Here is a 25,897-nt window from a genome sequence, read left to right as displayed (position 1 = left end):
ATAGACGGGGGCGCTCTTCGAAGTGATGGAGCATTGCGCCAGCGATGCACGGGAGAGCTGAGGTCGGGTGTCCGCGCACACGAGGCGCTTAACCCTCGAGCAACGCTCGCGCAAGCCGTCCCAGCCGGTGGACGCCATCTTCGATGCGATGGTCCCAGGCATGCCCGGCGCTCAGCCTGAGGCAATTGCGAAAGCGCCGGCTTGCGGAGAAGACGTCACCGGGCGCGAAGCAAATGCCTTGTTCGAGCGCTTCGTCGAAGAGCGCGCGCGAGTCGAAGCGCCTCGGCAGTTCCAGCCAGAGCATGAAGCCGCCTGCTGGCCGGCTTACTTTCGTGTCGGTCGGGAAGCTTGCCTCGATCGCACGCGTCATGCGCCCGAGGTTCTCTTCGAAGATGCGCCGCACGCCGCGCAAGTGTGCGTCGTATGCGCTGCTCTCCAGAAAGTCCGCGAGCGCGACCTGAGGCAGAACGGGGCAGCAGAGGCTGAAAGCCAGCTTGCGTTCCATCACCTGCTGCGCATAGGCGCCCGCCACAATCCAGCCGACCCGATACCCAGGTGCAAGGCTCTTCGAAAACGAGCTGCAGTAGATCGTATTGGCGCCGCCGTCGAGCGCGATGAACGGCTTGGGCCGTTCGCGTCCGAAGTGGATGTCGCCGTAGACGTCGTCTTCGATCAGCGGCACGGCATGCCGCGCGAGCAGAGCAAGGAGCGAGCGCTTGTCGGCTTCGGCCATCGCGCAGCCAAGCGGGTTGTTGAAATTCGACGACAGTACGCAGGCGGCCACCGGTTCCGTATCGAGCAGACGGGCGAGCGCGTCGACGTCGATGCCGCGCGTCGGGTCGGTGGGCAGCTCGAAGGCCTTCAGGCCCAGCACTTCGAGAGTATGGAGGAGGCCAAAGTAAGTGGGTGATTCGATCGCAATCGAATCACCACGCTTCGCGACAGCGGTCAGCGCGAGTGTCAATGCCTCGGTGCAGCCGTTCGTGATGAGCAGGTCGTCAGGCGACAGCGCATGTCCGAAGTGCATCGCCCGTTTTGCGATTTCGCGGCGCAGGCGCGGATCGCCTTGCGGCGCGCAATAGATGTTGTAGCGCGTGCCGTGTTGACGTGCGGCACGCGCGAGCGCGAGGTCGAGCCGCTTCGATTGCAGCAGCGCCGCGTCGGGTACGGCGCAGCCGAGCGGCACCAGCGCCGGGTTCGACACGTGCTCGAGCAGTCCCGCGACGGCGCCGCTGATCGACACGGTCGACGCCTTCGCGCGCGGCCGCGAGATCGATGGCAACGCGAGCGCGCCGCGGCGCGAGCCCGCGACGTAAAAGCCTGACTGCGGCCGCGCGACCAGAATGCCGCGATCCTCGAGCAGGCGATACGCCTGTAACACCGTGGAGATACTGATGCTGTGCTGTTCGCTGACCGCGCGCACGGATGGCAGACGCGTGCCCGCCGCGAGCGCGCCATTGTCGATCATGCCGACGATGAGCTCAGCCAGGCGCTCGTAGCGGTACGGAGTGGGCGTGTCCATGTCCATGGAAGGGCTCATAACGGTGTAATCGGTGTAAACCACGATTATCGACCCGGCGCCGCGGCTCGCCAAGAGGAATTGTGATGGTCCATTTCGCAGAAAATTGTGACTGTTATGGTCGGTGGGTGAGCGCTACGATGCATGCGTTGCGATCGCGTCTGAAGGAGCCGGGGTGCCGTGCACAGCGAAAACTGCTGTCGGGGCCGGGCTGGAGCGGCTGTTTGGCTGCTTGCAACGGATCGTCTGACAAACAATTCACAGCAAATGCAAGGCAAAAGCATGCAGGGTATTCAACAGAATCTCGACGAACGACAACAGGCTGGCTTCAGCGAATCGAGTCCCAAGTCGTGGCGCGGGCGATTTCCTCGCAACGAGATCATTTCACTTCTTAATGTGAACCGGCCGTTCAACCTGGCGGAGAGTACGTCGCAGGACCTGACGCTCGGCGAACTCTTGTCTTTGGCGGGGCTCGAGGATATCCGCAATCTGAAGCTCGGCTATGGCACATCCGCCGGTTCGGTCGCGCTTCGCGAGGCAATTGCCGAGGGCTGCAAGGTTCCAGCCGAGCAGATCATCACGACACAAGGTACCGCGCTCGGTCTGTTTCTTCTCGCTTTCGAAGTTTGCCGGTCGGGCGACGAGGCTGTCCTCGCGACGCCATGCTTTCCGCCGAGCCGTGATTGCCTGCTCGGCGCCGGCGTTAGCGTCCGCGAGATCAGGCTGTCATTCGAGAATGGCTATCGGTTGGACCTGGACCAGATCGAGGCAAGTCTGTCGTCGAAAACGAAGCTGATCAGCATCGCTTCGCCACAGAATCCGGCGGGTATCCAGACGTCCCGTGCCGACGTCGAGAGGCTCCTCGTCCTGATGAAAAAGCGGTCTCCGGACGCGATACTTTTCATCGACGAGACCTATCGGGAGGCCACCTATGGCGACAATGCGGCGCTCGAGAGTTTCGCGGGACTCGATCCACGTATCGTCACCGGCGCGTCGGTGTCGAAGGCGCTCGGCGCGCCGGGCCTGCGCACCGGGTGGCTCACGGTGGCGAACGCGGATCTACGGGAGCGTCTGGCCGTCGCCAAAATGAACACCGTGATTTCCGGATCGGTACTCGACGAGACGCTCGCCACAGCGCTTCTGCGCAACAGGGAAAGCGTGCTTGCACCGCGACGCCGCTTGCTCGCCGCTGCGCTCCAGGAACTGGCGCTTTGGTGCGAGAGCGAGCACGAGCGCATCGAGTGGGTGCGTCCTGACGCCGGCGCGTTATGCTGCCTGCGCCTGCGCGCCGACGCATTCGACGACGTTGCTGTCGCGCGCTTCTGGGATTTGCTGCCGGGTCACGATTTGCAACTGGCATCCGGCGCATGGTTTGGCGAAAGCAGCCGTGTATTCCGGCTGGGATTTGGCTACCTGCCGCCCGCGCGTCTCGGACCCGCACTGTCAGCACTTTCAACGGTCATGGACGCCGCTACGGCATGACGTGTCGGCATAGGTTGGAAACATCACGATGAAACTTGTCCGATTTGGCCCGCCTGGTGACGAGCGACCAGGTATTCTCGACGCCTCCGGAACGGTACGCGACGCCAGCAGCCTGGTTCGTGATTGGTCAGGGAGCGCATTGGAGGCAAGCTCTTTGAGCGAAATATTGCGGGCTGATCTTTCGCGGCTACCGGAAGCGCCTCCAGCCTCCCGCCTGGGCAGTCCAATCGCAGCGCCGGGCAAAATCGTATGCGTGGGACTGAACTACGCGGATCACGCTGAGGAAACCGGTTTTGAACTGCCGCAGGAGCCGCTCGTGTTCTTCAAGTCTCCGACTGCGCTGAGCGGACCATTTGACCCAATTGTGATTCCGGCGACTGCCAAAGCGGTCGATTGGGAAGTCGAACTCGCGGTGGTCATGGGCGGCGTGGCGCTCAACGTTCGCCCCGAGGAGGTTGCGTCGTTCATCGCTGGCGTGGCTGTCGCCAACGACGTCACTGAGCGGCATTGGCAGTTCGAGCGCGGAGGGCAGTGGAGCAAGGCGAAAAGCGCGGACACCTTCGCTCCTTTCGGGCCCTGGCTGGTCACGCTGGACGACCTTCCCGCGTCGCTCGATCTCAGGATCTGGTTGCAAAAAAATGAAATGCCCCAGCAGGAAAGCCGTACCGGAAAAATGGTGTTTTCCGTCAGCCAGATCATTGCCCATCTAAGTGAATTCATGACCTTGTTGCCCGGCGATCTCCTCCTGACTGGAACGCCTCACGGCGTTGCGTACAACAAACCGAAGCCAGACTATCTGAAGGAAAGCGACGTCATTACTTGCGGAATCGAGGGGCTCGGTTCGCAGCGCTGCGCGGTTCAGGCAGCTGTGTCATCGACGCACAAATGAATCGCCACGCCCAAGGGCGGGCGACCGGAATCTTAACTACTGGACATGTGGAGCACAGCTATGAAAGTAAGAATCGCGTATCTCGAGGAACCGCCGTTCTACTGGACGGGTGAAGATCATTCGGCGACGGGCGCCGACATCGAACTGGCCGAGGTGGTGCTTCGGGCGATCGGTGTGACCTCCATCGAACATCAGTTGACCTCGTTCGAAGAACTTCTGCCTGGTGTGCAGGAAGGCCGGTGGGACATGAACGTACCCATTTTCGTGACCGCCGAGCGCGCCGAGCGCGTTGCGTTCAGCGTGCCGGTCTGGGCGCTGGGCGACGGCTTCCTGCTTCGTCAGGGCAATCCGAAAGCGCTGACGAGCTACGCGGCCGTTGCGGCGCGCAACGACGCGCGGCTTGGAATCGTTGCTGGGACGGTTCAGCTCGACTCTGCAAAGTCGGTCGGCGTGAGCGATAGCCAGATAGTGGCGTTCAAGGGCCAAACCGAAGCGATCGACGCGCTGCTCGCGGGAAAAATCGACGCCTACGCGAGCACGGCAGTTGGCAGCCGTGTTCTTGCCAGCGCAAATCAGGAACTGGAAGTGGTGGCGCACGAAACGAGCAAGGATGGCAGAGCACCTGTCGGCGCGTTCTCGTTCAGCAAGGGCAATCCTGACCTTCTGCAGGCGGTGAATGAGCAACTTCGCAAGTACCTCGGTTCGGCTGATCACCGTGCCCGAATGGCGAAGTACGGGCTCACACAGACGGAACTCGACAGCGTCAGCGCAACCTGAGCGGAATGATCCAGCCCCAGTCACTCAGGTATTTCGCCGAAGTTGCGCGCACGGGTTCGTTAAGACATGCTTCAGAGACGTTCTTCGTTGCACCCAGCGCGATCAGCAAGCAGATCAGCAACCTGGAAAAGGAACTCGGCGCGGCGCTGTTCGACCGCTCACCGCGCGGTGCGACGCTAACCGCAGCCGGCCAGCTATTGCTCGACTACGTGAACGCCAACACGCGCCACGTCGAGCAGTTGCACGCTGCAATGGACGACCTGAGCTCATTGCGCCATGGTGTGGTCCGGATCGCGCTGGTTGAAGCTGCCGTGCATAGCTTCATGCCCGACCTGATCACGGAGTTCTCGCGTGACCACCCGGGTATCGCTGTCCATCTCGAGGTCTGCGGAACCGCACAGATTGTCGACGCCCTCGTCGATCATCGCGCCGAGATTGGCATGGCATTCAATGTCCTCAATCGCGACGACATCAATCTTCATGGCCGCTCAATCCAGCCATTGCAGATGATATGCCGGCCGGAGCATCCACTCGCCGGCCGGAAAACAGTGTCCATGTCTGAACTGGGTAATGTGAGAGTCGCGTTGCCGGCGCGGACCTTCGGCATTCGCTATCTGATCGAAAAAGCTGCCGAACGGGCGAACGTCGCGCTTCAGGTTGCGATTGAAGCGAACTCACTGCAGGTTATCAAGAACCTCGTCAGGCAATCGGATCTTGTCAGTTTCATGCCGCCACTCACCCTCGAGCAGGAGACGGCTCACGGATGGTTGCGGGCAGTACCGCTGGACGAGCGCAATTCCGGGTCGGCGACCATTGACGTGATCAGCTTTCGCGGGCGACAACTGTCGGTCGCGGCACAGCGTTTCCTCGACCTTCTGATCCGGCGTCTCAGAACAGGTCGCCAGTTTCCCTGACCAGGCACCCCCAGTGTTCTGTTTTTGTGACGATAGACGTCACTTCGAGCACCTTCCCCGGGAAATTTGTATCCCATCTAATGCATTCATCACGTGGGGCCGAGCCCGGGCACCACGAACCGAGTGAGGGACATGATGAATGTTGGATTGATAGGATGCGGCGCCATCGGCAGCCTGCTGTACGACCTGCTGAGCCGGCACGTACCCGCCGTTCGTGTCGTGGCTGTCTATGAACGGGACACACATCGCGAGGGAGCGCGCAGGGCGCTCGACGCCGACGCGCGGATTGTCTATAGCGTTGATGACTTCCTTGATAGCGATCTCGACCTCGTCGTCGAATGTGCAGGCCACGAAGCGTTGCGTAACCTGGGCCCGTCCATCCTGGCGGCGGGGCACGACATGCTCGTCGCCTCAGTCGGTGCGTTGGCGGATCCCACGCTCGAGACGCTATTGATCGACAGCGCGACCGTCGCAGGGGCACGTCTGCGCATTCCCTCCGGGGCGCTGGGCGGGCTCGATGCGCTTGGCGCGGCGAAGTTCGCCGGCCTGCGCGAGGTGCGCTATGAATCGCACAAGGCACCGGGCGCCTGGCGGGGCACGCCTGCCGAAGCGCTGGTTGTGCTCGACGACATCAAAACGCCGACAGCCATCTATGAAGGCACGGCGCGAGATGCGGCGCGCCTCTTTCCGCAGAACGCCAACGTGGCCGCCGCGGTCGCGCTGGGCGGCGTCGGCTTCGATCGGACCAGGGTGGTGCTGTACGTCGATCCGCTTGCAATCGGCAACACGCACCGGATCAGGGCCGAAGGCGATTTTGGCCACATTGATATTGCGGTCACGGGCAAGACCCTGCCGAGCAATCCGAAAACCTCGATGCTGGCGCCGTGCAGTCTCGTGCGTGCGATCGCAGACCTCAACCAGACCCTGGTCGTCGCATAGCCGGCGAGAACACTCCTCGTTGGAACCTTCACACGGATTCGAAGTGAGCGGCCGTGAGTAGAAGCACCGATTATAGATAAGGATGCCAAATGAAATATGACATTGAGACGAAAACCCAACCCACCAACGCTGTGCGCAGCCCCTATGACGGCGCTGTGGTTGGCTATATGCCGATTGCCGATGCTGACGCTGTCGAGCGATCGATCGAGCGTGCACAAGCCGCGTTCGAGATCATGCGCCAACTGCCTCGATTCGCACGCGCGGATATTCTGCAACGCGCGGCGGACCTGATTGAATCACGGCGCGATGAGTTCGTGCGTACGATCGCGGCGGAGTCGGGCAAGCCCTTGTACGATGCGCGAGGAGAGGTTTCGCGTGGCATCTTCAACTTGCGTAACGCGGCTGCCGAAGCACGGCGCAGTCATGGTGAAGAAGTACCGCTCGATGTCGACGCGGGCGTTTTCGAATACCAGACCACCGATGCCAGCGGCAGCGCTACGGAATTGTCCCGCCTCGATCTCGACAAACTGGCGGGCATGCGCCGTCGTGTGGGTATTGCAAGACGCTTTCCGATTGGCCTCATCCTGGCGATCTCGCCGTTCAATTTTCCGCTCAATCTCGTCCTGCACAAAGTCGCGCCGGCGATTGCGGTAGGTAATGCCGTCGTGCTGAAGCCTGCGCCGCAAACGCCGCTTACCAGTCTTTTGCTGCAGGAGGTCATGCGCGATGCGGGCCTGCCCGACGGTGCGCTGGAGGTGTGTCACTGCGGTATTCCCCTCGCGGAGTCGATGGTCCGGGACGACCGCTTCGCCATGGTGACATTCACGGGCAGTGCCAAGGTCGGCTGGCATATCAAGTCGATTGCAGGCCACAAGAAAGTCGCGCTTGAACTCGGCGGCAACGGCACGGTGATCGTGGCGGAAGACGCGGACCTGGACCTCGCGGCGGCGCGGTGTGTTCGTGGCGGCGTGGTGTTCGGTGGACAGTATTGCATTGGTGTACAGCGCATTCTCGTGCACGAGAATGTACGGGCTCAGTTCGAGGCAAGGCTGCTCGACAAGGTACGCGCGTGCAAGGTCGGCGATCCGATGGAAGAGCGCATCGACGTAGGTCCGGTGATCGACGAGAAATCGGCTATCCGCATCCAGGGCTGGATAGACGCAGCGCTCACCGGCGGCGCGCGTCTGCTGGCTGGTGGCCCGCGTGTCGGCGCAGTCGTGCAGCCGACCGTGCTGGCGGATACTCAACGGGGCATGCTGGTCGAGGACGAGGAAATCTTCGGACCTGTACTCACGCTCAACAGCTATCGCACATTCAATGAAGCTGTAGAGCGCGCCAACGATTCGCGCTATGGCTTGCAGGGTGGCTTGTTCACGCGAGACCTGCAGCGCGCGTTCAGGGCGCTGGAGAAATGGGATGTCGGCGGCCTGATGATCAATGACGTGCCGATCTATCGCATCGACAACATGCCTTTCGGCGGCTGGAAGGAATCCGGCACCGGCCGTGAGGGCACACGGTACGCGATGGACGAGATGTCGGAAATCAAGCTGCTCGTGATCAACTATTCGTGAAGCCAGGTTGCGCGTTTCGCTGAAGACTGCGAAGCGCGTCTTCCATGTCCTCTTCCAGGATTCAACATGTCGACGTCTCCCCTGAACATTCCCTCCTGTGATCTTGAAGACGACGCTCCGACCGGGCGCAGTCTCTATCGCAAGCTCACATGGCGGCTCGCCCCATTCCTGGGTCTATGCTTCTTTGCCGCATTTCTGGATCGCGTGAATGTAGGCATTGCCAAGCTGCAGATGCTCGATTCACTCGGATTTAGCGAAACGGTGTACGGGCTCGGTGCCGGACTGTTTTTCGTCGGCTACATCCTGTTTGAAGTGCCCAGCAACCTGATGCTCGAGAAAATCGGCGCCCGCTTCTGGATCGCGCGCATCATGGTCACATGGGGCGTGCTTTCCGGGCTGACGATGTTCGTGAAGACGCCGGGGCAGTTCTATCTCGTGCGTTTCCTGCTGGGCGTGGCGGAAGCCGGGTTCCTGCCCGGCGCACTGCTTTACCTCACCTACTGGTTTCCCGACGCGCGGCGTGGCCGGATCGTCGCACTCTTCATGGTGGGCTTGCCGCTGTCGAGTCTGATCGGCGCGCCGCTTTCAGGCTGGATCCTGTCGATCTTTAACGGCGTGCACGGCCTGCGAGGCTGGCAGTGGTTGTTCGCGCTGGAAGCAATGCCTTCTGTTCTGCTTGGTGTGCTCGTCTATATCTTCCTGCCGAAAACGCATCAGGGCGCGCGTTTTCTCAGCGCCGCCGAACTCACGAGGCTCAAGCGGGACATCGGAATCGATCGGGAGGAAAAGAAGGAGCATCGGCTGGCGCAGGCGTTTACCAATCCGAAAGTATGGGTGGTGGGCTACCTCGACCTCTGCGTATTGCTCTGCTTCTATTCGATAAGTTTCTGGATGCCCACGATGCTGCGCGATGCCGGCGCGAAGAGTGCGATCGAGATCGGTGCGCTGATGGCGATCCCCAATGGCCTGGCGGTTGTCATGGTTCTGCTAACCGGGATCAGTTCTGACCGGTTCCGGGAGCGTCGCTGGCATGTCGCCGTGCCTTTGCTGTGCTCAGCGTTTGGCCTGATCGCAAGCGCTTTTTTTCCGGGGAGCGTGGCCGCCATCGTCATCCTTCTCTCGATGGCAAACGCCGGGGCCGCGGCGGCGATGCCGGTGATCTGGGCGCTTCCGTCAACGTTTCTTCGCGGCACGGCAGCAGCAGCCGGCATTGCATTCGCGTGCTCGATTGCCAATCTTGGAGGCTTCGCGAGTACCTATTTCCTTGGCTGGCTGAAAGACCGGACACATAGCGTGGGCGCGGGTGTCATCACGTTCGGTATCTGCCTGCTGCTGGGTTGCGCGCTGGCGCTGGCAATGCCGAAGCGGGTCGTCAACCGGTGAGCGTTTGCCATTCCCGTTGGGCGAAATTGTAATGGTCGAATGGGCGAAAAACTGTGACTGTTATGGTTGGGCTGCACGCGCTACGATGTATGTGTTGCACTTGCATCCAAAGAGTACCCAGATGTCCACGCGAGTCAGACGAGGCGAACATGAAACGATCTTATAAAGTGGTTGACGTCTTCACCGCGAAGCCGCTTCTCGGCAATCCGGTGGCCGTGGTACTGGACGCGGAGGGCCTGACTACTGACGCGATGCAGGCCGTCGCGCGCTGGACCAACCTGTCAGAAACGACCTTTGTCCTTCCGCCCACAACAGCCGGGGCCGACTATCTCTTGAGGATCTTCACGCCGCGTAGCGAGCTTCCCTTCGCCGGACATCCGACTCTGGGTAGTGCTCACGCCATCGTGGAAGCGGGGCGTGTCACACCGCGCGAAAGCGGTCGATTGATTCAACAATGCGGCATCGGCCTCGTCGAATTGACGCTCGAGGAGCGAGGCGCAGACCGCCAGCTCACGTTTAATCTGCCACCCGCGAAGCTGGACCCGCTGCAGGCCGCAGATGTGGCGGAACTGGAGCTGATCCTCGGCTGCAAAGTGGACCAGAAGACTGCGCCAGGCATCGTGAATGTCGGCGCCATCTGGATCGTGGCGCATCTGAACGATGCCGCTACCGTACTCAATCTTAAGCCGGATTTCGTCAGGTTGGCGGAGCTCGAGCGCCGCCTGGGCGTCACGGGCCTGACCGTATTCGGCCCGCGCGAGCATGGAGACGATGCGGCAATCGAAGTGCGTACCTTCGCGCCGTCCTGTGGCGTGGAGGAGGATCCAGTCTGCGGAAGCGGCAACGGCAGCGTGGCGGCTTTCCAGTGGCAGCGTGGACTGTTGCCGCCCGGCGGAACAGATTACGTGGCGGCTCAGGGACGATGCGTCGGTCGAGATGGGCGAATCAAGGTTAGCGTGGATGCGAACGGAAATGTGCGCGTGGGCGGTTCCTGCGTCACATCTGTGGAGGGCTCGCTTACGCTCTAGACAGGGACCGGACGCGAGACGCGCTGAAACGGTTTGCGCGTTGGCTTCTGAAATTTTCCCCATTCGCAAGAAAGGACGCAGGCGCTTCGAAATGAATTCCGAATTCCCCATTGACTCATTGCCCGGCTTTATCTCGGTCACCAATCCCTTCGATGGCGTCGAAGTCGGCACGGTCGTGAACATTCCGCCGGAAGGCGCGCAAGTGCTGATCCAGACCGCGAAGGAGGGCGCGCGCGTTTGCCGTAGCCTGTCCCGTCATGAACGCTCTCGCGTGCTCGAGACCTGCGCATCGCTCGTGGAGCGTGATGGGGACGCATTTGCGAATCTCATCGTCGCGGAAGCGGGTAAGACGATCAAGCAGGCCCGGAAAGAAGTGCTGCGGTGTGTGAACACCCTCAAGCTATCCGCCGATGAGGCACGTCGAAACGCAGGTGAGGTCGTGCCGTTCGATGCGTATGGTGGATCGGAAAACCGCCAGGGATGGTTCACCCGGGAACCGCTCGGCATTATCGTTGCGATCACGCCGTACAACGATCCACTCAACCTGGTTGCGCATAAGCTCGGCCCGGCGATTGCCGGCGGCAATGCCGTCGTTCTCAAGCCGTCCGAACTCACGCCGCTATCGGCGATCAAGCTCGTCGGATATCTGGTGGCGGCCGGCATGCCACAGAACGTCGTGTCGGTCGCGACGGGTGGCGCAGCGCTCGGCGAAGCACTCGTCTCATCCCGGGACGTCAGAATGGTTTCGTTTACCGGTGGATTCGCAACCGGAGAGAGAATAGCCAGTTCCGCAGGCCTCAAAAAGCTTGCGATGGATCTGGGCGGTAATGCACCCGTCATCGTTCTGAACGACTGCGACCTTGAGGACGCTGCTACGTCGTGTGTGTCAGGAGCGTTCTGGGCCGCAGGCCAGAACTGTATTGGCACGCAACGCATTCTGGTTCAGTCGTCCATCTATGACGCGTTCAGGACGCGTTTCGTTGCCGGCACCAAAGTGCTCAAGACGGGCAATCCCGCGTTGCCTGACACGGACGTCGGGCCGATGATCACGGCTCAGTCAGCGGCTCGCACGAAACGCGTGGTGGATGCCGCGCTCAGTCAGGGAGCCGCACTGCTGTGCGGCAATACTCAGGACGGTTCGCTTTACGCACCAACGGTACTTGAGGACGTCAGCTTCGAATGCGACCTGTGGAAGCAGGAAGTATTCAGCCCGGTTGTCGTTCTTCAGCGGATTGAGACACTGGATGAAGCACTCTCGCTCGCCAACAGCTCCGAATACAGTCTGCATGCGGGCATCTTCACAAATGATCTGCATGCCGCGCTCAAGGCAGCCGACAAACTGGACGCTGGCGGCGTCATGATCAACGATTCATCGGACTACCGATTCGACGCCATGCCATTTGGGGGATTCAAGTACGGAAGCCTCGGCCGCGAAGGTGTCAGATTTGCGTACGAGGAAATGACTCAACCGAAGGTCGTGTGCATCAGGAAGGCGGTATATGGCAACCATGAACAGTCAGCAACGGCCTGATAAGGACGAACCGGCAAGCCTTTCTTTCGCCAGTCAGGCCGTGCATGCCGGGAACGTCGTTGACGCCACGACGGGCGCGATCCGTACGCCGATCGTGATGGCGAACTCGTACCAGTTGCCCGATGACCCGTCTTCACTCGACTGGTCGGATTCTCAAACGCTGTTCTACACCCGCAATTCTGGCCACAATCAGCTTTGCCTCGAGCGTAAGCTCGCCGCAATGGAGTGCGGTGAGGATGCAGCCGTTTTCAGCACGGGCGTTGCTGCGTTGCATGCGATCTTCTTCACGTTTCTGAAGAGTGGCGATCATGTCGTGGTCAGCGATGTAACGTATGAGGCTGTCTGGCGTCTTTTCAGTGAGCTGCTTCCGCAACGGTACGGTATCGAAGCGACGTTCGTGGACATCAGCGACCTCGCTGCGGTACGCGACGCTGTACGCCCGAGCACGAAACTGATTCATGCCGAAACGATTGCGAATCCGACCACGAAGGTGGCAGATGTGGCGGCGCTTGCAAAGCTCGCACACGATGCTGGCGCCATGCTGTCGATCGACGCGACGTTCACGCCCCCGCCGATGTTTCGCGGCCTTGAACATGACGCGGATTTCGTGGTTCATGCGCTGACGAAGTACATAAACGGGCACGGCGATGCGATGGGCGGAGCCGTGATCGGGCGTACGGAACCGATTCGCCGTCTGAAGGCCGATGCGCTTGTCGATGTGGGCGGTTCAATCTCGCCTTTCAATGCGTGGCTGATCATGCGAGGCTCAGTGACCTTGCCACTGCGTTTGGCTCAGCACGTGTCTACCGCGCAGAGGGTCGCCGAATTCCTCGACAAGGATTCGCGCATTGAATTTGTGGCGTTTCCGGGACTGCCTTCCCATCCTCAGCATGCGCTTGCGTCGCGCCAGTTTGGTGGCATGGGATACGGCGCTGTCATGGCTTTTGCCGTCGAAGGTGAACCGGAGATACAGAATCGCTTCGTGGCCAACCTGCGTCTCATTACCTCGGCGGTATCGCTTGGCCACGACGAGTCCCTGATCGTGCACGTCGGCAAGGCGGGACGGGGCGGATCGGAGCGCTATCCGGACGTTTTCCGGGAATATGGTCATCTGCGTCTGTCGATTGGTCTCGAAGACCCAGCCGATCTGATTGCGGATATCAAGGCGGCGCTCGACGAGACGTTCGCCTGATTGGCAACGCGTTGGAAAGTGGCTGACGGTAGCACATCGTCAGGGGGCCGGTAGCCCCCACTGAAGCCGCGCCTACCTTGTTCGGTCAACTCACAACGCGCTGGGCTTCTTCCAAAGATTCAGCGATTGGCCAATTCCCTGCCGCACTGCATTCTTGTAAATTTCAAAACCCCAGCTGATGTCGAAAACAGCCATGCCACAGGCAATGAAAATGACTCGCTCTTCCGCATTTTCTCGCCCGGGCTTATTGCCATTGACGACGTCGCCCAGGCCAGTCGAATCCGCCAGCGCGGGCAGTTTGCCGGCATCGATCAACCGGTAGAACGGGCCGCCGATCACACCGCTGTAGTAGGCGTCTTTGTTCCCGGACGCGTCGGCATCCTCGACATACGCCTCTTGCAAGGGAGTGTGATCGAAAACGATCTTGCAATCGGTCAGGAAAAATTCGTCTGTATTGAACGGCCCCGACACCAGGATGGTCGCCCCTTCCTTGATCCATTCATCCTTGAAGTAGAGCGGCTTCAGGCGCGAGGCCGCGACCGTGATGACGTCCGCATCACGAAAGCCTTGTTCAGCCTCGTCGACGCCGATGGCGCTGATACGGTATTTTTCCTCGACCCAGCCGGCGAACTCGTTCGCCTTGTCCAGGAAAACGTCAAAGCAGATGACTTTCTCGACCGCGCCGAGTTGGGTCATGATTGCCGTGAAGCAGGCCTTGTTGATCGGACCGCAGCCGATAACCGATACGGTCTTCGAATCCTTGTTGGCCAGATGCTTCGCTGCGACGCCAGGCACAGCTCCGGTTCGCGCCGCACTCAGAAGATTCGCCGACATAAGAGCCAGTGGCGCCCCTGTGTCCTTATCGTTGAGCATCATGGTCAGAATCGAGCGCGGCAATCCCTTCTCCGCATTGGCATGGTTCGACCCATACCATTTATTGCCACAGACATCGAAGCGTCCACCCAGATAGCCGGGCATGGCGGCGAATCGCCGGTCCGGTCCCGCCACCGGCATGTTGGGAAACTTCGTCTCTTTCGGGAAGACGATGTTCAGGCCGTGATTGTTGTGATTGGCGCCGCCCATGAGGTAATCGCCTTTACCAAGAAGACTGAAGGTCTCCTCGCAGACAGAAACACAACGCGCTGCATCCAGTACGCCGGCTGTGATCATGTCCGGCTCTGAAAGATAGAGAAAGTCGATGTTCGGATACATTTGAGTTCACCTTTTCGAAGTGAGTGGGGTGGCATATCGGCGGGTTTCAAACATCAGCAGCGCGCGTCAAAACCGAAGAAGTGGCGAGATGTCATAGAGGCGGCAACCGGGGCTGCGTGCATTGGCACGCATCAGGAAGTTCAGCTTTTCGATGCGTTCTCCGGAACGCGGCGCGCCGTTCTTTTGAAACGGCACCTGGAGGCCGACCGAGAAGTCCATCACGACGTCATCGACGACGCCACCGGAGCGGCCTGATGGCACCGCGATCATTCCGTGTTCTTCTGCAAATCGATAAGCGTCCAGCGCCTCAGTGATCGTGCCGACCTGATTGGGCTTGAGTACGAAACCACTCACGGCGCGGAGTTCGTAAGCTTTCCTGAGCAAGGCAGGGTTGGTCACGGTCAGGTCGTCGCCGAGCACGATGGTGCGGTCGAGTTCGCGAACCGCCTTGACGTAGCCGGTCCAATCGTTCTCGTCGAGCAGATCCTCCATGAAAATAAGGGGGAAAGTTTCCGTCAGGTACCTGGCGTAGGCGATCAGTTCGTCCGACGACACCCACTTGCCTTTCAGCAGATAGGTATGGGTCTCCTTGTTGTACATCTCGCTCGACGCGCAATCGAGCGCGAAGGCGATCCGGCCTGTATAGCCGCACGCGTCAACGGCCTTCTGCATTAATGCGAGGATCGTTTCAGGGTCGTCTGACGGCGCGGCATAGCCATAGGAGCTGGCAACCTGTGGCTTATGTCCCAGGTAGTCTGTGAGCACGTCCGCGAGCTTCTGGAACACGGCGACGGCCATCTCGATGGACGAATCGACGTGATCAGTGCCGTAGGGAACAATCAGGAACTCATTGAATGCCTGCGTCAGTCCTTCGCATCGGCCGCCGTTGATTACGTTGAAACAGGGGACGGGCACCGTTCGGATGTCGCCACCCGCAATGTGCTTGTAAAGCGGAGTCGAGAGCGCGGCCGCCGCGGCGCGGAAAGCTGCAACCGATACCGAGTAGATCGTATTGCCCCCGAGACGACGCTTGTCGGGTGTGCCATCAAGGGCGATCATTTTTCCGTCGATGGCTCGCTGATCGAACACGTTCATGCCGATGAGCGCCGGACCAATCACGTTCACCGCATTGTTGACGGCTTGATGAACGCTTAGCCCCTTGTAGGTCGACGGGTCGTTGTCTCGCAGCACAAACGATTCGTGCATGCCCACCGAAGTGCCAGTGGGCGCGGCGCCCAGCCCGATTGCACCGCTCTCGGTGCGGATCTCGACTTCGACAGCGGGGCGGCATTTGCAGTCGATGATCTGCTGGGCCCGGACGGATGCGATCCTGTCTTCCATGTTATTCACCCGCCTTCGGCTCAGGAATGTAAAGGATGTTCAGGTCGCACAGGTTGGTGCCGGTGTTACCGGTAAAAACAGTGGAGCGAATCGAATCGAGCGCCTCGAAGCAACTGTGCTCACGCAGCGCCTGGTACAGGCTGATTCCTTTGTCGGCCGCAGCCTTGAAGCTGGTGGAATCGGTAATGCCACCGGCGACGTTCGCTGTGCCGTCCGTGCCTTCGCTATCGATCGATAACAGGCACGCGCCCTTTGTCCTCGCGGCCGTGATGGCAAAACTCACGGCCATTTCCTGGCCTGGGCCACCATGGCCTTTGATCACGCTGTTGTCGTCGATCAGCGTCGTAACCTCGCCGGAGCTGAGAAGCACACAAGGAGGTTTGAGCGGGTTGCCGTATGTCTGGATTTCGCGCGCAATCGAAGCGAAGAAAGTGCCGGCGTCACGGCTTTCGCCCTCGAGGAAGGACGAAACGATCATGGCCGGAAGACCCATCTCCTCGCAGATTTCCTTGGCGTAGATGCAGGAATCCGGCAGCGTGTTGAGCAGGAAGTAGGTGTTGTCGGGAAACGCTTTGGGCGTTTCCGCTTCAGGGCCGGCGTTCATCAGATAATCGACAACGCTTGCAGGCAACCGCTCGGCGACATTGCGATTGACGATCGTTGCGCGCGCATCGTCGAGCGTCGTCATGTCGGGGCCGATCGGCGTGCTTTTATACGCCGGATAGGGCACGGCGATATCGCCCGTGGCAGGCGAGCCCACCGCATCGCTGATACCGAAGCCGATCAGTTCGGCGCCTACGTCCTGAATGCGCTTCGCTAGCATGCCGCCGTTCAAGGCCGAAATGTGACGACGCACGGCGTTGATTTCGTAAATACCCGCGCCGGATTTCAACAGCACGTCGGTGGTATCGATCTCATCCTGCAAGCTAATGCCCTCGATCGGGCACGACATGAGTGCTGAACTGCCGCCGCTGATCACCGCAATGAACAGGTCCTCGGGCCCAGCCTGATCGACGAGTTCGATAATTTTCCTGGAAGCGCGGTGGCCTTCTTCGTTGGGTAGCGGGTGTCCACCCACGAAGACTTCGGTCCTGTTGAATCGATCGGTTTCCTCCAGGATCTTTACGATCGCGATCCCCTGGGTCAGGAAGTCTCCCAACACATGATCTACCGCCATGGCCATGTGATTGCAGGCCTTGCCGGCCCCGATCAGGTACACGTTGCGCTTCAGCGATAGATCCCATGAGCGGGTTCCAACATGCAACACGGTACCGTCCATGCGCATGATGTTTCTGATCCGCCGATAGCTGTCCAGGCGCTCGAGTGTGCGATCGGCAATCTCGAGCACGACTTGTCTGGAGGGCGAGTCGCCTTGCGAGAGGATCGCGTTTGCATTTCGTATCTTGTTCATGCTGAGGAAAGACAGTGAGAGTTGTCGCCACAGAGAGAGTCGGGCGGGATGGCTATCAATTTAGGCAAATGGCCTGCACAGATACATGTACACTTGGTGGGGTCGCGAGATAGCTGTAGAGGGCCCGGCACCTCTACACATTTTTAGTCGTCCGTCCGAGTTCTTCCCCTGTGTGGCCACGATGAAACCCGTTTTGACGCTGGATTCCCGATCGGATACGCCGCTTACCGTGCAGATCGTGGCCGGGGTGATGAATGAAGTTGCTGAAAAGCGCTGGAGACCAGGTGCGCGCGTGCCGAGCATCCGTGCATTCGCCGGGGCGCACGGTGTGTCGACCTTCACGGTCGTCGAGGCCTACGATCGGCTGGTCGCGCAGGGCGTACTGGAAGCGCGGCGCGGATCGGGCTTTTACGTCTCTGAGCGGAGCCACAACGCGCCGCGGAAAGTCGCCGAAAGGCTCGATGAGAGCGTGACCAATGGCTGGCTATTGCGAAACTTTCTCGGCGCGGATGAAGGGGCGATTTACGCAGGAGCCGGTTGGCTTCCGGAGCCATGGTTTGACAGCGATGGTCTCGCGCGGGCGCTCAGACAACTCGCGTTGCAGCCGGAGAGCCTGCTGGGTTATGGGCACGCGCGGGGGTACGAGCCATTGCGGGAACAGATAGCCCGACAGCTGTCGGACTATGAAATCGAGGTGGATGCCGGCGGGGTCATGACGACGCTGGGCGCAAATCAGTCGCTAGACCTTGTCATACGCCAATTCACCCAACCGGGCGACGCGGTCATGGTCGATGAGCCGTGCTATAGCGACCTGCTCGTTGCCTTGCGCTTGCGCGAGGTCGAAAGCATCGGGATACCGATGACGCCTACCGGACCCGACATTTCCGTCATGGAGACGGTGCTCGAAACGCGCCGTCCAAAGGTCTACTTCACGAATAGCCGGCTTCACAATCCCACTGGAGCGAGTTACAGCTCCGCGGCGGCCTTCAAATTGCTAAAAGCTGCGGAACGCCACAACTGCCTGATCGTGGAGGACGATGTCTCCGCCGGCCTGGTGCAAGGTTCGCACGTGACGCTGGCTTCGATGGATCAACTGAGACACGTCATTTATATCGGCAGCTTCTCCAAAACAATCGGCGCGGGTCTGCGCGTCGGTTTCGTGGTCGCAGAGGCTGGAATCCTCGAAGGTCTGCTCTATCAGAAGCTGGTGTCGGGCATGTCGACGCCAACCGTCACGGAACGGCTAGTGAGCGCGATACTGGCAGAAGGGCATTTTCGCAAACAGACGGAACAGTTGCGAGAGCGTCTCGCAACCGCTCAGGAACGGGTCTGTCGCCGGCTCGAAGCAATCGGGTTTGAGATCTTTTGCGAGCCTCGTGCCGGCATGTTCGTATGGGCGAGGCCGGCTGGCGTCGAGCTGGATTCGGCGGAACTGGCCGAGCGCGCTCTCGACAAACGTATCCTGCTGGCGCCAGGACATCTGTTTTACGGCGGACGCGTAAAGACGGGCTGGTTGCGATTCAACGTGGCGCATAGCAACTTCGACCGGCTATTTTCTTTCCTGGCGGAAACCGTTGCGCGTTAACGTTTTCGCTTCACAGTAGCGTCCTTTCCGGAACGGTATTGGCGGCCAGCCAATGCCGTTCGCGAAACCAGCCTTGTCCGTCTCCATCCCGTCGGCGCAATTCTGCTCCAGCAAAACACCCCAGCAACTGTGCAGGTCTTACTAACTGCACAGGTAGGGGTGCGCGTCGGCGAGTGTGCATGTCGCGTGGCAATTTGAACCAAAAGAATACGCAGACTTCTGGGGCGCAGGCGCTCCATAGAAGTGAATGCGGATATCGGATCACATGATGCGAGAGCCGGTTACCAATCGATCACTGCGAGGAGAAAGATTCATGGACGGTATTAAGACTTCGGCCTTGTTCGCTGCATTGCTATCCACCATCTGCATGACTGCGCAAGCGGAAGTCGTCAAGGTGGGCGTTGCAGGTCCGTTGACGGGAGGGCAGTCGAATTTCGGCAAGGACGATGAGCGAGGTGTCCGGCTCGCGGTCGAAGACCTGAACCGCAAGCCGATGATCATCAACGGGCAGGCTGTCACGTTCGCCGTGGTGTCGGAGGACGATGCAGCGGATCCCAAGACCGGCGTATCCGTCGCCCAGAAGCTGGTTGATTCGGGAGTGAAAGCGGTCATCGGCCACTACAACTCCGGGGTGACGATTCCCGCATCGCGTATCTATAACGATGCGCGCATCCCGATGATCACCGGCGCGGCATCGAACCCGGCTGTTACCCAGCAGAACTTTCCGTATGTGTTTCGTCTCGCCGCCAGCGACAATGTGATGGGCGCGCGCATGGCCGAATACGCCGCGAACGTGCTTCACGCGAAGCGCGCGGCAGTGATCGATGATCGCACCGCATACGGTTCGGGAGTCGCCGATGTATTCGTCGCCACGGCGAAGAAGAATGGTCTCGAGATTGTCGGGCGGGAGTATTCGAACGACAAGGCCACCGATTTCAACGCGATCCTGACTCACATCAAAGCCGAACGTCCGGACGTCATCTTCTACGGCGGCTACTACGCGCAGGCTGCTTCGATCGGACGACAGACCAAACAGTTAGGGCTCGAGATTCCGATTCTCGGCGGCGACGGCATCTGCTCCGTCGACATGCCGAAGCTCGCTGCAGGATCGCTGGATGGCCGGGGATACTGCGCTCAAGGCGGCGCGCCGCTGGCCACATTGCAGGGCGGTGCCGATTTTGCGACCCGATATGAACAGAAGTTCGGCGCGAAGAACGATATCTACTCGCCGGCTTTCTACTCGGCAACCATGGTTGTGGCACAAGCCATTAAAGCCGCGAATTCAACCGACCCTGAGAAGTTCGTGCCGCTGCTTAAACAGACGCAATTCTCGACCCTGGTCGGAAGAGTGGCTTTCGACAAGACCGGTGAGTGGATCGACGCGCCGGTAACGGTCTACAAGGTGTCGGGCGACGCCCTCAATCCGATCCGCTGAAGCTCGGCAAAAACGCTCCGCAAAAACCTCAAAAACAGCGAACGAGCGGCGAGAAGCCGCTCGTTTTGTATTCAGCGAAACGACTACCAGCCAAGTGTCGCGAAAAGCTGTGGCACTTCGTCCAGCGTCTTGAGTGTAGCCTCAGGTGTGTAATCCGGCAGTAGCTTCCGACCCGTGCCGCGATCTATCCAGACACACCGGAATCCGATGTCTCGTGCCGCGGAGTGATCAAGATGCGGGCTGGCACAGATATGGACGACATCGTCCTTCGATACATCGAGCAATTCGTGAGCGTACTCGAACAAACGTGGTGCGGGCTTGTATGCGCCTGCCTGCTGTGCGGTCACCACGCGGTCGATATGACCACCTAGTTGTGCGACGTTGCCTGCAATGATGTCGTCGTCGGTGTTCGACACGATGCAAAGACGGAACCCCATCGCCTTCAGCTCCCCGAGCGCGCTGACGACTTCGGGAAACGGCGGCATCGCCGAAATTCGCGATGTGAGCACCGTGGCGTCCTTTTCGCTGCCGTCGAGCCCGAACTCCTCCAGCGCAAGACGTAACCCCTGGCCCGAGACGTCCCGAAAGGAGCGATGCGGCGGCGTTTGTTCGAGCGCATGTTCATGCCGGTCGTACACCTCGATAAACCTGGACGCCTCGACTTCAGTCGCCCCGCGACTACCCAGTATCTCTCGCACTGCAGCAAGCAAACCTTCGTCCCATTGGATGAGCGTGCCGTAGCAGTCAAAAGTCAGCCATGTCGGCCGCCGCGTACCCTTCAGTGACATCATTGACTCCGTCTAGTAGAGAAGGTCTTGCAGGATAGGCTGAATGCTCTATATTGGAAAATTAAATAAACTGCTGATCCTTAGTTAAAAGGTAAATGACGAATCATGTTTGACCTCGAGCTGCTGAAGACGCTGATTTGCGTCGTTGATGAGGGCAGTTTCACTCGTGCCGGTGAACGCGTACATCGCACGCAATCGACAGTAAGCCAACAGGTGCGCAAACTCGAAGAATCCGTTGGGCGACCGTTGCTTCTTCGAGACCGCACCGGTAGCCATGTGACTGCCACCGAGCATGGCGTATTGCTCACGCAGTACGCGCGCAGGTTACTGGCTCTGTCTCAGGAGGCGCAGGAGGCGCTCCGGCGAGATGTGCAGCTTTCGCCGGTGCGGATAGGCGTTCCGGAAGACTTCGACGCGCGACGTATGTCAGCGATGCTTTCCGGTTTTCTGAAAATCCGTCCGGATGCGCGACTTGAAACGTTTGCGGGCATGAGCGCGGTTTTGCAGCAAAAGCTTTCCGCCAGCGAAATTGATATTGCTCTCGTCAAACGCGAACCTGGTAGTGGCGACTGCTTCGCATCGTGGCCAGAGGCACTTGTCTGGGTACGCGGCCGGGACACCGTGTCGCCGAAACCGGATTCGGATGAGCCCATTGCGCTTGCGCTTTTCCCCGACGGATGCATCTACCGGAAGCGCGCGATTCGCAGCCTCGACAAGGCAAAGCGTGCGTGGCGAGTAGCGTTCGGCAGTCAAAGTCTCACGGGGATTCAGGCTGCCGTTGCCGCAGGGTTGGCCATCACGGTGTTACCCAGGTCGGCGGTTTTGCCCGAGCATCGAATATGCACTGATATGCCGCCACTGCCACCAACAGAACTGGCGCTGGTCGGCGCAGGCGACGTGCTCGACACGGTGCAGCAGGATCTGGTCGACTTTCTGACGCAGAAGGTTAGACAGGCTTGAGTGAGCCATGAGTTCGCTTAGGTGCCCGCTGCGATCCGGGCGGGGCGCGGTAGCGCTTATCGCGAGCCGAATGCTTCCGGATCAGCCCGGGTTGCACGCTTTCCACTACACCCCATCGCTGCCATACCGCAGCGGTGCGCTCTTTAGCACGAGCGCCATCAACTGCCGCCGCGAATCGACACCTAGCTTCGCAAACGCCCGCTTCGCATAGGTCTCGACGGTCGAAGGCTTCAGTCCCATCGATTGCGCGATCGCCGGTGTTGTCATTCCCTGGATGAACGACGAGCACACATGCGTTTCGCGCGACGTCAGCTTGCCGTGCAATTGCGGAAGCCACTGCGCGAGCAGATTGTTGTCCGACGTATCCGGGCGGCCGTCGTCCGGCGAGATCGCGCCGATCAGCCGCTTGTGCACCGCCGCCAGCGGCAGCACGACGTGCGCGAACTGTTTCAGCAGGCTCAACTCCTTCAGCGAAAACGACGGCAGGCGCCGTGAGCGCGCCATCGATATCGAGTATCGCGTGCCGTTCGTCACGCCGAAGACCACGCATTCATCGTGGATGTTGCCGATGTCGAAGAACAGATGCCGGAGCTCGCTCGCGACTTTCTGCGCGGAGATCTGGATCAACTGCACATCGCGCCTGTCTGCGATTCCCTCATAGGTCGCGTCCTCGCTCGCGTAGCTCCGGTAATAGTCCCGCATCACCTGTTCGACAAGCTCACGATCGCGGCCGAAGCTCCCGATCCATCCGATGCTGCGCTGGCCGGACGGAGACACGCGTTCGTAATCCAGATGCACCGCGTCGAAGTCGACGAAGCGCACGAGACTTTCATACACGACCTGCATGAACTGCGGAGCGCCGACGGCCTGCGCGATGTCGCCCAACGTCTCGGTCACGAACGCGACCTGACTGAGCTGGAGATCCGGGGAAGGGGGCGCGGCGTTCATCACTTCTGTTCTCGGTTAATTCTGGGTGGCGCTACTGGTACCACGACAAATTCCCCATGCCTACACGGGAATGCACCCAAACCACCGTTATCGGCGATGAAGCTTGTCCTTTGTTCCCGGGACAGACGACCCGTACCACGATCTTTACAGTGCTCTACAAGCTGAACCGAAGGAGACACGGCGTTCAGTCCGCACGTCGACGATCGCCTCGCGACGCATTGACGAGTTTGCTTACCGGCGGCATCCGCATGGGTCGGAGCGGCCAATTCACACTATCAGGAGATTTCCTATGCGTGCCCGTTTTCGTCGCTGCCCGGTCATCAGGATCGTCTTCGCCGCATCAGCCAGCCTCGCGTTCGCGGCTAGCCAGTCCGTGCTGGCCGGCGACACCAATCTGAACGTTTACAACTGGTCCGAGTACATCGCGAAGGACACGGTGCCGAACTTCGAGAAGCAGACCGGCATCAAGGTGCGCTACGACAGCTATGACAGCGACGACACACTGCAGACCAAGCTGCTCACCGGCAGTTCCGGCTACGACATCGTCGTGCCGACGTCGAACTACCTCGCGCGGCAAATCCAGGCGGGCGTCTACCAGAAGCTCGACAAGTCGAAGATCCCGAACCTTGCGAACCTCGACCCGGCGCTGATGAAGATGGTCGCGAAGGCCGATCCGGGCAACCAGTACGGTGTGCCGTGGGCGTGGGGCACGACGGGGGTCGGCTACAACGTCGAGGCGGTCAGGAAGCGGCTTGGCGACAACGCGCCGACCGATAGCTGGGCGCTGCTGTTCGATCGGGCGAACGTGTCGAAACTGAAGGGCTGCGGCGTGTCGCTGCTCGACGCGCCTGACGCGGCATTCTCAGCGGTGCTGCAATACATGGGCAAGGATCCGGAGAGCAAGAACCCGGCGGACTATCAGGCGGCCTACGAGGTGCTGAAGACGATTCGTCCGTACATCACGCAGTTCAATTCGGTGGGCTATGCGGACGATCTCGCGAACGGCGACGTGTGCGTGGTGCTCGGCTGGTCTGGCGATGTCAGCCTCGCGGGTCGGCGCTCGGTGGAGGCGAAACACGGATACCAGATCCGCTACGTGAATCCGAAGGAAGGCGGCCTGCTGTGGTTCGACGTGATGGGGATCCCGAAGGATGCGCCGAATCCCGAGGCGGCGTTGAAGTGGATCAACTACATTGAGGACCCGAAGACCAACGCGGCAATCACGAACGAGATTGCCTATCCGACCGCGAACAAGGCCGCACGCCCGTTCGTGAAACCGGAGATCTCCCAGGATCCGGACGTCTACCTGCCTGACAGCGTGCTCGCCAGAATGGCGCTCGCGATGCCGATAAGCGCGGAGATCACACGGCTGCAGAACCGTTTGTGGCTGCGGTTGAAGTCGGGTGGTTGAGGAATCCGAAGCAAATAACAACAGAGGGACGTTTCATGAAGAAGAGGTTAATCAGCGTGCTGGTGGCTGGGGTGCTGCCGGGGCTGGCCGCAGCGAGTCCGACCGGCGATCAGATCAAGGCGCTGCAGCGGCAACTCGCTGCGCTGCAGCAGGAGGTCAAAGGGCTGCAGTCGCAGCTTGCCGCGAAGCCCGTGTCCACGCCGGCGCCGGCGCGCACGGCCGCTGCCGATCCGTCGTCGGCGGACTACGGCCAGGCGCCGGCGGTGCTGACCAACGACGAGGTTGCCGAGTTGAAGCAGCAGACCGCGAACCAGCAGCTGAAAGTCGACGCGCTGACCGACGCCGCTCGGACCGGCCCGATCGCGGGGCTGTCGGTGACCGGCTACATCGATCCTACCTATCTGTATAACCGAGCGGCAGGCACGTCGTCATTCCAGTTTGCGAACCACGAGAACGCATACCAGTACTACAACAGCACGTTCGGCGATCTGTACCTCGATATCAAGAAGATGTTCGGCGTCGGTCCGATGGCGCCCTCCGTAGAGGTGACCCTGATGCCAAACCGGGGCGCCGGGATGTACCTGATGAACGAACACAGCGAAAGCGGGTTCAACATTTTGAATACCGCGATCGCGACGGTGCCGCTGACGCCGACCACGTCGGTCGTCGCCGGACTGATGCCGGGGCTGAGCGGCTACGAGATGCAGCAGTCGAACCAGATGCTGACGCTCACGCACAACCTGCTGTATGACTTCTCGGATCCGGGCAGCTCGATCGGCGCCGGCGTCAACTACACCGGTGACCAATGGGCATGGAAGTTCGTGCTCGGCAACGAGCAGTTCCGCACCGCCGGCTCGGTGACGCAGACCGGCACGAACGCGTTCGGCGATCCGATCACGACGAGCAATCGCATGCCGACGTTCAGCGCGCGGGTGGACTATCTGCGCGGCAGCCAGCTCGACGTCGGCGGCTCGTTCAGCATCGGCCGGCAGACGCTGCCGAGCGCGATCGACCCATCGACAGGCTCGGTCAGCTACGGCTGGGGCGGCCAGGCGCCGAACGGCTACGGCACGTTCTTCTTCACCGAAGCCGATATGACGTACGCGCTGGCCGACGTCCAGTACAACGCCGAAATCGACTACGGCCAGCAGCAGAATGCCGCGTGGAACGGCGGCCAGGCGCAGTGGTACGGATTGTCGCTGCTCGCGCATCGGAAGTTCAGGCTGCCGGTGATCGGGCGAATGGGCGTGACGGCGCGCTACGACCTGCTGGTTGACAGCAAGAACGGTGGCGGGGGTGGTGGGATCGCCCTCAACGGCAACGGGATGGATCCGTATAACGGCTTCGGCATCGACGTGAATTGCCTCGGGGCATCGAGCAATCACGGCTTCGAATGCAAGGGCGCGACGCGCCAGGACGCCGCGCTCGACCTGCTGTTCTATCCGACCCAGCAGATCACTGTGAAGGTCGAATACCGGCACGATTGGGCGAACCGTCAGGTGTTCCTGCGCAATGACGGTACGTATGCCAGGTCGAACGACCTGCTTGCCGCGCAATTCCTCTACTCTTTCTGATGCGATG

General features: G+C 60.4%; 21 protein-coding genes. 15 read left to right on the top strand and 6 right to left on the bottom strand.

What is annotated here, in order from left to right; translation table 11 throughout:
• Positions 1-88: 88 nt before the first annotated feature.
• Positions 89-1,528 carry a PLP-dependent aminotransferase family protein gene (locus M0D67_RS00715; protein WP_233468783.1) on the bottom strand — a complete coding sequence of 480 codons (1,440 nt, stop codon included), beginning with the start codon at positions 1,526-1,528 and terminating at the stop codon, positions 89-91.
• Between the two features lie 273 nt (positions 1,529-1,801).
• Between M0D67_RS00715 and M0D67_RS00710 the strand changes: the two genes are divergently transcribed.
• The 10 genes from M0D67_RS00710 (at position 1,802) to M0D67_RS00665 (ending at position 13,225) form a co-directional block, all read left to right on the top strand.
• The gene (locus M0D67_RS00710; RefSeq protein ID WP_154559716.1) at positions 1,802-3,001 is read left to right on the top strand and encodes a pyridoxal phosphate-dependent aminotransferase; all 1,200 of its coding nucleotides are present in this window, start codon (positions 1,802-1,804) and stop codon (positions 2,999-3,001) included.
• A gap of 28 nt (positions 3,002-3,029) precedes the next feature.
• Complete coding sequence (locus M0D67_RS00705) at positions 3,030-3,890, top strand: fumarylacetoacetate hydrolase family protein (RefSeq protein ID WP_154559717.1); 861 nt, start codon at positions 3,030-3,032, stop codon at positions 3,888-3,890.
• A 60-nt stretch (positions 3,891-3,950) separates the two neighbouring features.
• Positions 3,951-4,667 (top strand): transporter substrate-binding domain-containing protein, encoded by a 717-nt coding sequence (locus M0D67_RS00700; RefSeq protein WP_154559718.1) that lies wholly within the window; start codon positions 3,951-3,953, stop codon positions 4,665-4,667.
• A 5-nt stretch (positions 4,668-4,672) separates the two neighbouring features.
• Complete coding sequence (locus tag M0D67_RS00695; RefSeq protein WP_171926039.1) at positions 4,673-5,581, top strand: LysR family transcriptional regulator; 909 nt, start codon at positions 4,673-4,675, stop codon at positions 5,579-5,581.
• Between the two features lie 132 nt (positions 5,582-5,713).
• Positions 5,714-6,520 carry an aspartate dehydrogenase gene (locus tag M0D67_RS00690; protein WP_154559720.1) on the top strand — a complete coding sequence of 269 codons (807 nt, stop codon included), beginning with the start codon at positions 5,714-5,716 and terminating at the stop codon, positions 6,518-6,520.
• Between the two features lie 89 nt (positions 6,521-6,609).
• A complete protein-coding gene (locus M0D67_RS00685; RefSeq protein WP_266236840.1) occupies positions 6,610-8,091 on the top strand; it encodes an aldehyde dehydrogenase family protein in 1,482 nt (493 codons plus the stop codon).
• A gap of 66 nt (positions 8,092-8,157) precedes the next feature.
• Positions 8,158-9,474, top strand: a complete 1,317-nt coding sequence (locus M0D67_RS00680; RefSeq protein ID WP_266236838.1) for an MFS transporter — start codon at positions 8,158-8,160, stop codon at positions 9,472-9,474.
• A gap of 89 nt (positions 9,475-9,563) precedes the next feature.
• Complete coding sequence (locus M0D67_RS00675) at positions 9,564-10,502, top strand: PhzF family phenazine biosynthesis protein (protein ID WP_308112552.1); 939 nt, start codon at positions 9,564-9,566, stop codon at positions 10,500-10,502.
• A 91-nt stretch (positions 10,503-10,593) separates the two neighbouring features.
• Positions 10,594-12,033 (top strand): aldehyde dehydrogenase family protein, encoded by a 1,440-nt coding sequence (locus M0D67_RS00670; protein ID WP_154559724.1) that lies wholly within the window; start codon positions 10,594-10,596, stop codon positions 12,031-12,033.
• A complete protein-coding gene (locus tag M0D67_RS00665) occupies positions 12,002-13,225 on the top strand; it encodes a PLP-dependent aspartate aminotransferase family protein (RefSeq protein WP_154559725.1) in 1,224 nt (407 codons plus the stop codon). The genes M0D67_RS00670 and M0D67_RS00665 overlap by 32 nt, the downstream gene beginning before the upstream one ends.
• Positions 13,226-13,315: 90 nt before the next feature.
• Here the strand turns inward: M0D67_RS00665 and M0D67_RS00660 are convergent, their stop codons facing one another.
• The 3 genes from M0D67_RS00660 to M0D67_RS00650 form a co-directional block, all read right to left on the bottom strand.
• Complete coding sequence (locus M0D67_RS00660; protein ID WP_154559726.1) at positions 13,316-14,437, bottom strand: tyramine oxidase subunit B; 1,122 nt, start codon at positions 14,435-14,437, stop codon at positions 13,316-13,318.
• A gap of 66 nt (positions 14,438-14,503) precedes the next feature.
• Complete coding sequence (locus M0D67_RS00655; RefSeq protein WP_154559727.1) at positions 14,504-15,778, bottom strand: enolase; 1,275 nt, start codon at positions 15,776-15,778, stop codon at positions 14,504-14,506.
• 1 nt (position 15,779) lies between these two features.
• The gene (locus tag M0D67_RS00650) at positions 15,780-17,189 is read right to left on the bottom strand and encodes a glycerate kinase (protein ID WP_154559728.1); all 1,410 of its coding nucleotides are present in this window, start codon (positions 17,187-17,189) and stop codon (positions 15,780-15,782) included.
• A 181-nt stretch (positions 17,190-17,370) separates the two neighbouring features.
• Here M0D67_RS00650 and M0D67_RS00645 point away from each other — a divergent pair, with 181 nt between their 5' ends.
• Positions 17,371-18,774 (top strand): PLP-dependent aminotransferase family protein, encoded by a 1,404-nt coding sequence (locus M0D67_RS00645; RefSeq protein WP_266236832.1) that lies wholly within the window; start codon positions 17,371-17,373, stop codon positions 18,772-18,774.
• A gap of 313 nt (positions 18,775-19,087) precedes the next feature.
• The gene (locus M0D67_RS00640; RefSeq protein ID WP_154559730.1) at positions 19,088-20,209 is read left to right on the top strand and encodes a branched-chain amino acid ABC transporter substrate-binding protein; all 1,122 of its coding nucleotides are present in this window, start codon (positions 19,088-19,090) and stop codon (positions 20,207-20,209) included.
• Positions 20,210-20,292: 83 nt separating this feature from the next.
• Here the strand turns inward: M0D67_RS00640 and M0D67_RS00635 are convergent, their stop codons facing one another.
• Positions 20,293-20,997 (bottom strand): haloacid dehalogenase type II, encoded by a 705-nt coding sequence (locus M0D67_RS00635; protein ID WP_154559731.1) that lies wholly within the window; start codon positions 20,995-20,997, stop codon positions 20,293-20,295.
• A gap of 105 nt (positions 20,998-21,102) precedes the next feature.
• Here M0D67_RS00635 and M0D67_RS00630 point away from each other — a divergent pair, with 105 nt between their 5' ends.
• Positions 21,103-21,957, top strand: coding sequence for a LysR substrate-binding domain-containing protein (locus M0D67_RS00630; protein ID WP_154559732.1), 855 nt, complete (start codon positions 21,103-21,105; stop codon positions 21,955-21,957).
• Positions 21,958-22,062: 105 nt separating this feature from the next.
• On the opposite strand, the gene M0D67_RS00625 is transcribed toward M0D67_RS00630, so the two are convergent.
• Positions 22,063-22,905 (bottom strand): LuxR C-terminal-related transcriptional regulator, encoded by an 843-nt coding sequence (locus M0D67_RS00625; protein ID WP_154559733.1) that lies wholly within the window; start codon positions 22,903-22,905, stop codon positions 22,063-22,065.
• 289 nt (positions 22,906-23,194) lie between these two features.
• Here M0D67_RS00625 and M0D67_RS00620 point away from each other — a divergent pair, with 289 nt between their 5' ends.
• Together M0D67_RS00620 and M0D67_RS00615 are read left to right on the top strand one after the other, a co-directional pair.
• Positions 23,195-24,316 carry a polyamine ABC transporter substrate-binding protein gene (locus tag M0D67_RS00620; protein ID WP_266236828.1) on the top strand — a complete coding sequence of 374 codons (1,122 nt, stop codon included), beginning with the start codon at positions 23,195-23,197 and terminating at the stop codon, positions 24,314-24,316.
• 35 nt (positions 24,317-24,351) lie between these two features.
• Positions 24,352-25,890 (top strand): DUF3138 family protein, encoded by a 1,539-nt coding sequence (locus M0D67_RS00615; protein ID WP_154559735.1) that lies wholly within the window; start codon positions 24,352-24,354, stop codon positions 25,888-25,890.
• The last annotated feature ends 7 nt before the right edge of the window (positions 25,891-25,897 follow it).

This window comes from Paraburkholderia sp. SECH4 (assembly GCF_030511745.1).
GTDB lineage: Bacteria > Pseudomonadota > Gammaproteobacteria > Burkholderiales > Burkholderiaceae > Paraburkholderia > Paraburkholderia madseniana.
The sequence above is the reverse complement of the archived record's forward strand: the minus strand, read 5'-3'. Positions and strand labels throughout refer to the sequence as shown.

What these genes read in the sequence shown, in the direction of transcription:
- M0D67_RS00715 (WP_233468783.1), bottom strand. Translation starts at nt 1,528, where the DNA reads ATGGACATGGACACGCCCACTCCGTACCGCTACGAGCGCCTGGCTGAG.
- M0D67_RS00710 (WP_154559716.1), top strand. Translation starts at nt 1,802, where the DNA reads ATGCAGGGTATTCAACAGAATCTCGACGAACGACAACAGGCTGGCTTC.
- M0D67_RS00705 (WP_154559717.1), top strand. Translation starts at nt 3,030, where the DNA reads ATGAAACTTGTCCGATTTGGCCCGCCTGGTGACGAGCGACCAGGTATT.
- M0D67_RS00700 (WP_154559718.1), top strand. Translation starts at nt 3,951, where the DNA reads ATGAAAGTAAGAATCGCGTATCTCGAGGAACCGCCGTTCTACTGGACG.
- M0D67_RS00695 (WP_171926039.1), top strand. Translation starts at nt 4,673, where the DNA reads ATGATCCAGCCCCAGTCACTCAGGTATTTCGCCGAAGTTGCGCGCACG.
- M0D67_RS00690 (WP_154559720.1), top strand. Translation starts at nt 5,714, where the DNA reads ATGATGAATGTTGGATTGATAGGATGCGGCGCCATCGGCAGCCTGCTG.
- M0D67_RS00685 (WP_266236840.1), top strand. Translation starts at nt 6,610, where the DNA reads ATGAAATATGACATTGAGACGAAAACCCAACCCACCAACGCTGTGCGC.
- M0D67_RS00680 (WP_266236838.1), top strand. Translation starts at nt 8,158, where the DNA reads ATGTCGACGTCTCCCCTGAACATTCCCTCCTGTGATCTTGAAGACGAC.
- M0D67_RS00675 (WP_308112552.1), top strand. Translation starts at nt 9,564, where the DNA reads ATGTGTTGCACTTGCATCCAAAGAGTACCCAGATGTCCACGCGAGTCA.
- M0D67_RS00670 (WP_154559724.1), top strand. Translation starts at nt 10,594, where the DNA reads ATGAATTCCGAATTCCCCATTGACTCATTGCCCGGCTTTATCTCGGTC.
- M0D67_RS00665 (WP_154559725.1), top strand. Translation starts at nt 12,002, where the DNA reads ATGGCAACCATGAACAGTCAGCAACGGCCTGATAAGGACGAACCGGCA.
- M0D67_RS00660 (WP_154559726.1), bottom strand. Translation starts at nt 14,437, where the DNA reads ATGTATCCGAACATCGACTTTCTCTATCTTTCAGAGCCGGACATGATC.
- M0D67_RS00655 (WP_154559727.1), bottom strand. Translation starts at nt 15,778, where the DNA reads ATGGAAGACAGGATCGCATCCGTCCGGGCCCAGCAGATCATCGACTGC.
- M0D67_RS00650 (WP_154559728.1), bottom strand. Translation starts at nt 17,189, where the DNA reads ATGAACAAGATACGAAATGCAAACGCGATCCTCTCGCAAGGCGACTCG.
- M0D67_RS00645 (WP_266236832.1), top strand. Translation starts at nt 17,371, where the DNA reads ATGAAACCCGTTTTGACGCTGGATTCCCGATCGGATACGCCGCTTACC.
- M0D67_RS00640 (WP_154559730.1), top strand. Translation starts at nt 19,088, where the DNA reads ATGGACGGTATTAAGACTTCGGCCTTGTTCGCTGCATTGCTATCCACC.
- M0D67_RS00635 (WP_154559731.1), bottom strand. Translation starts at nt 20,997, where the DNA reads ATGTCACTGAAGGGTACGCGGCGGCCGACATGGCTGACTTTTGACTGC.
- M0D67_RS00630 (WP_154559732.1), top strand. Translation starts at nt 21,103, where the DNA reads ATGTTTGACCTCGAGCTGCTGAAGACGCTGATTTGCGTCGTTGATGAG.
- M0D67_RS00625 (WP_154559733.1), bottom strand. Translation starts at nt 22,905, where the DNA reads ATGAACGCCGCGCCCCCTTCCCCGGATCTCCAGCTCAGTCAGGTCGCG.
- M0D67_RS00620 (WP_266236828.1), top strand. Translation starts at nt 23,195, where the DNA reads ATGCGTGCCCGTTTTCGTCGCTGCCCGGTCATCAGGATCGTCTTCGCC.
- M0D67_RS00615 (WP_154559735.1), top strand. Translation starts at nt 24,352, where the DNA reads ATGAAGAAGAGGTTAATCAGCGTGCTGGTGGCTGGGGTGCTGCCGGGG.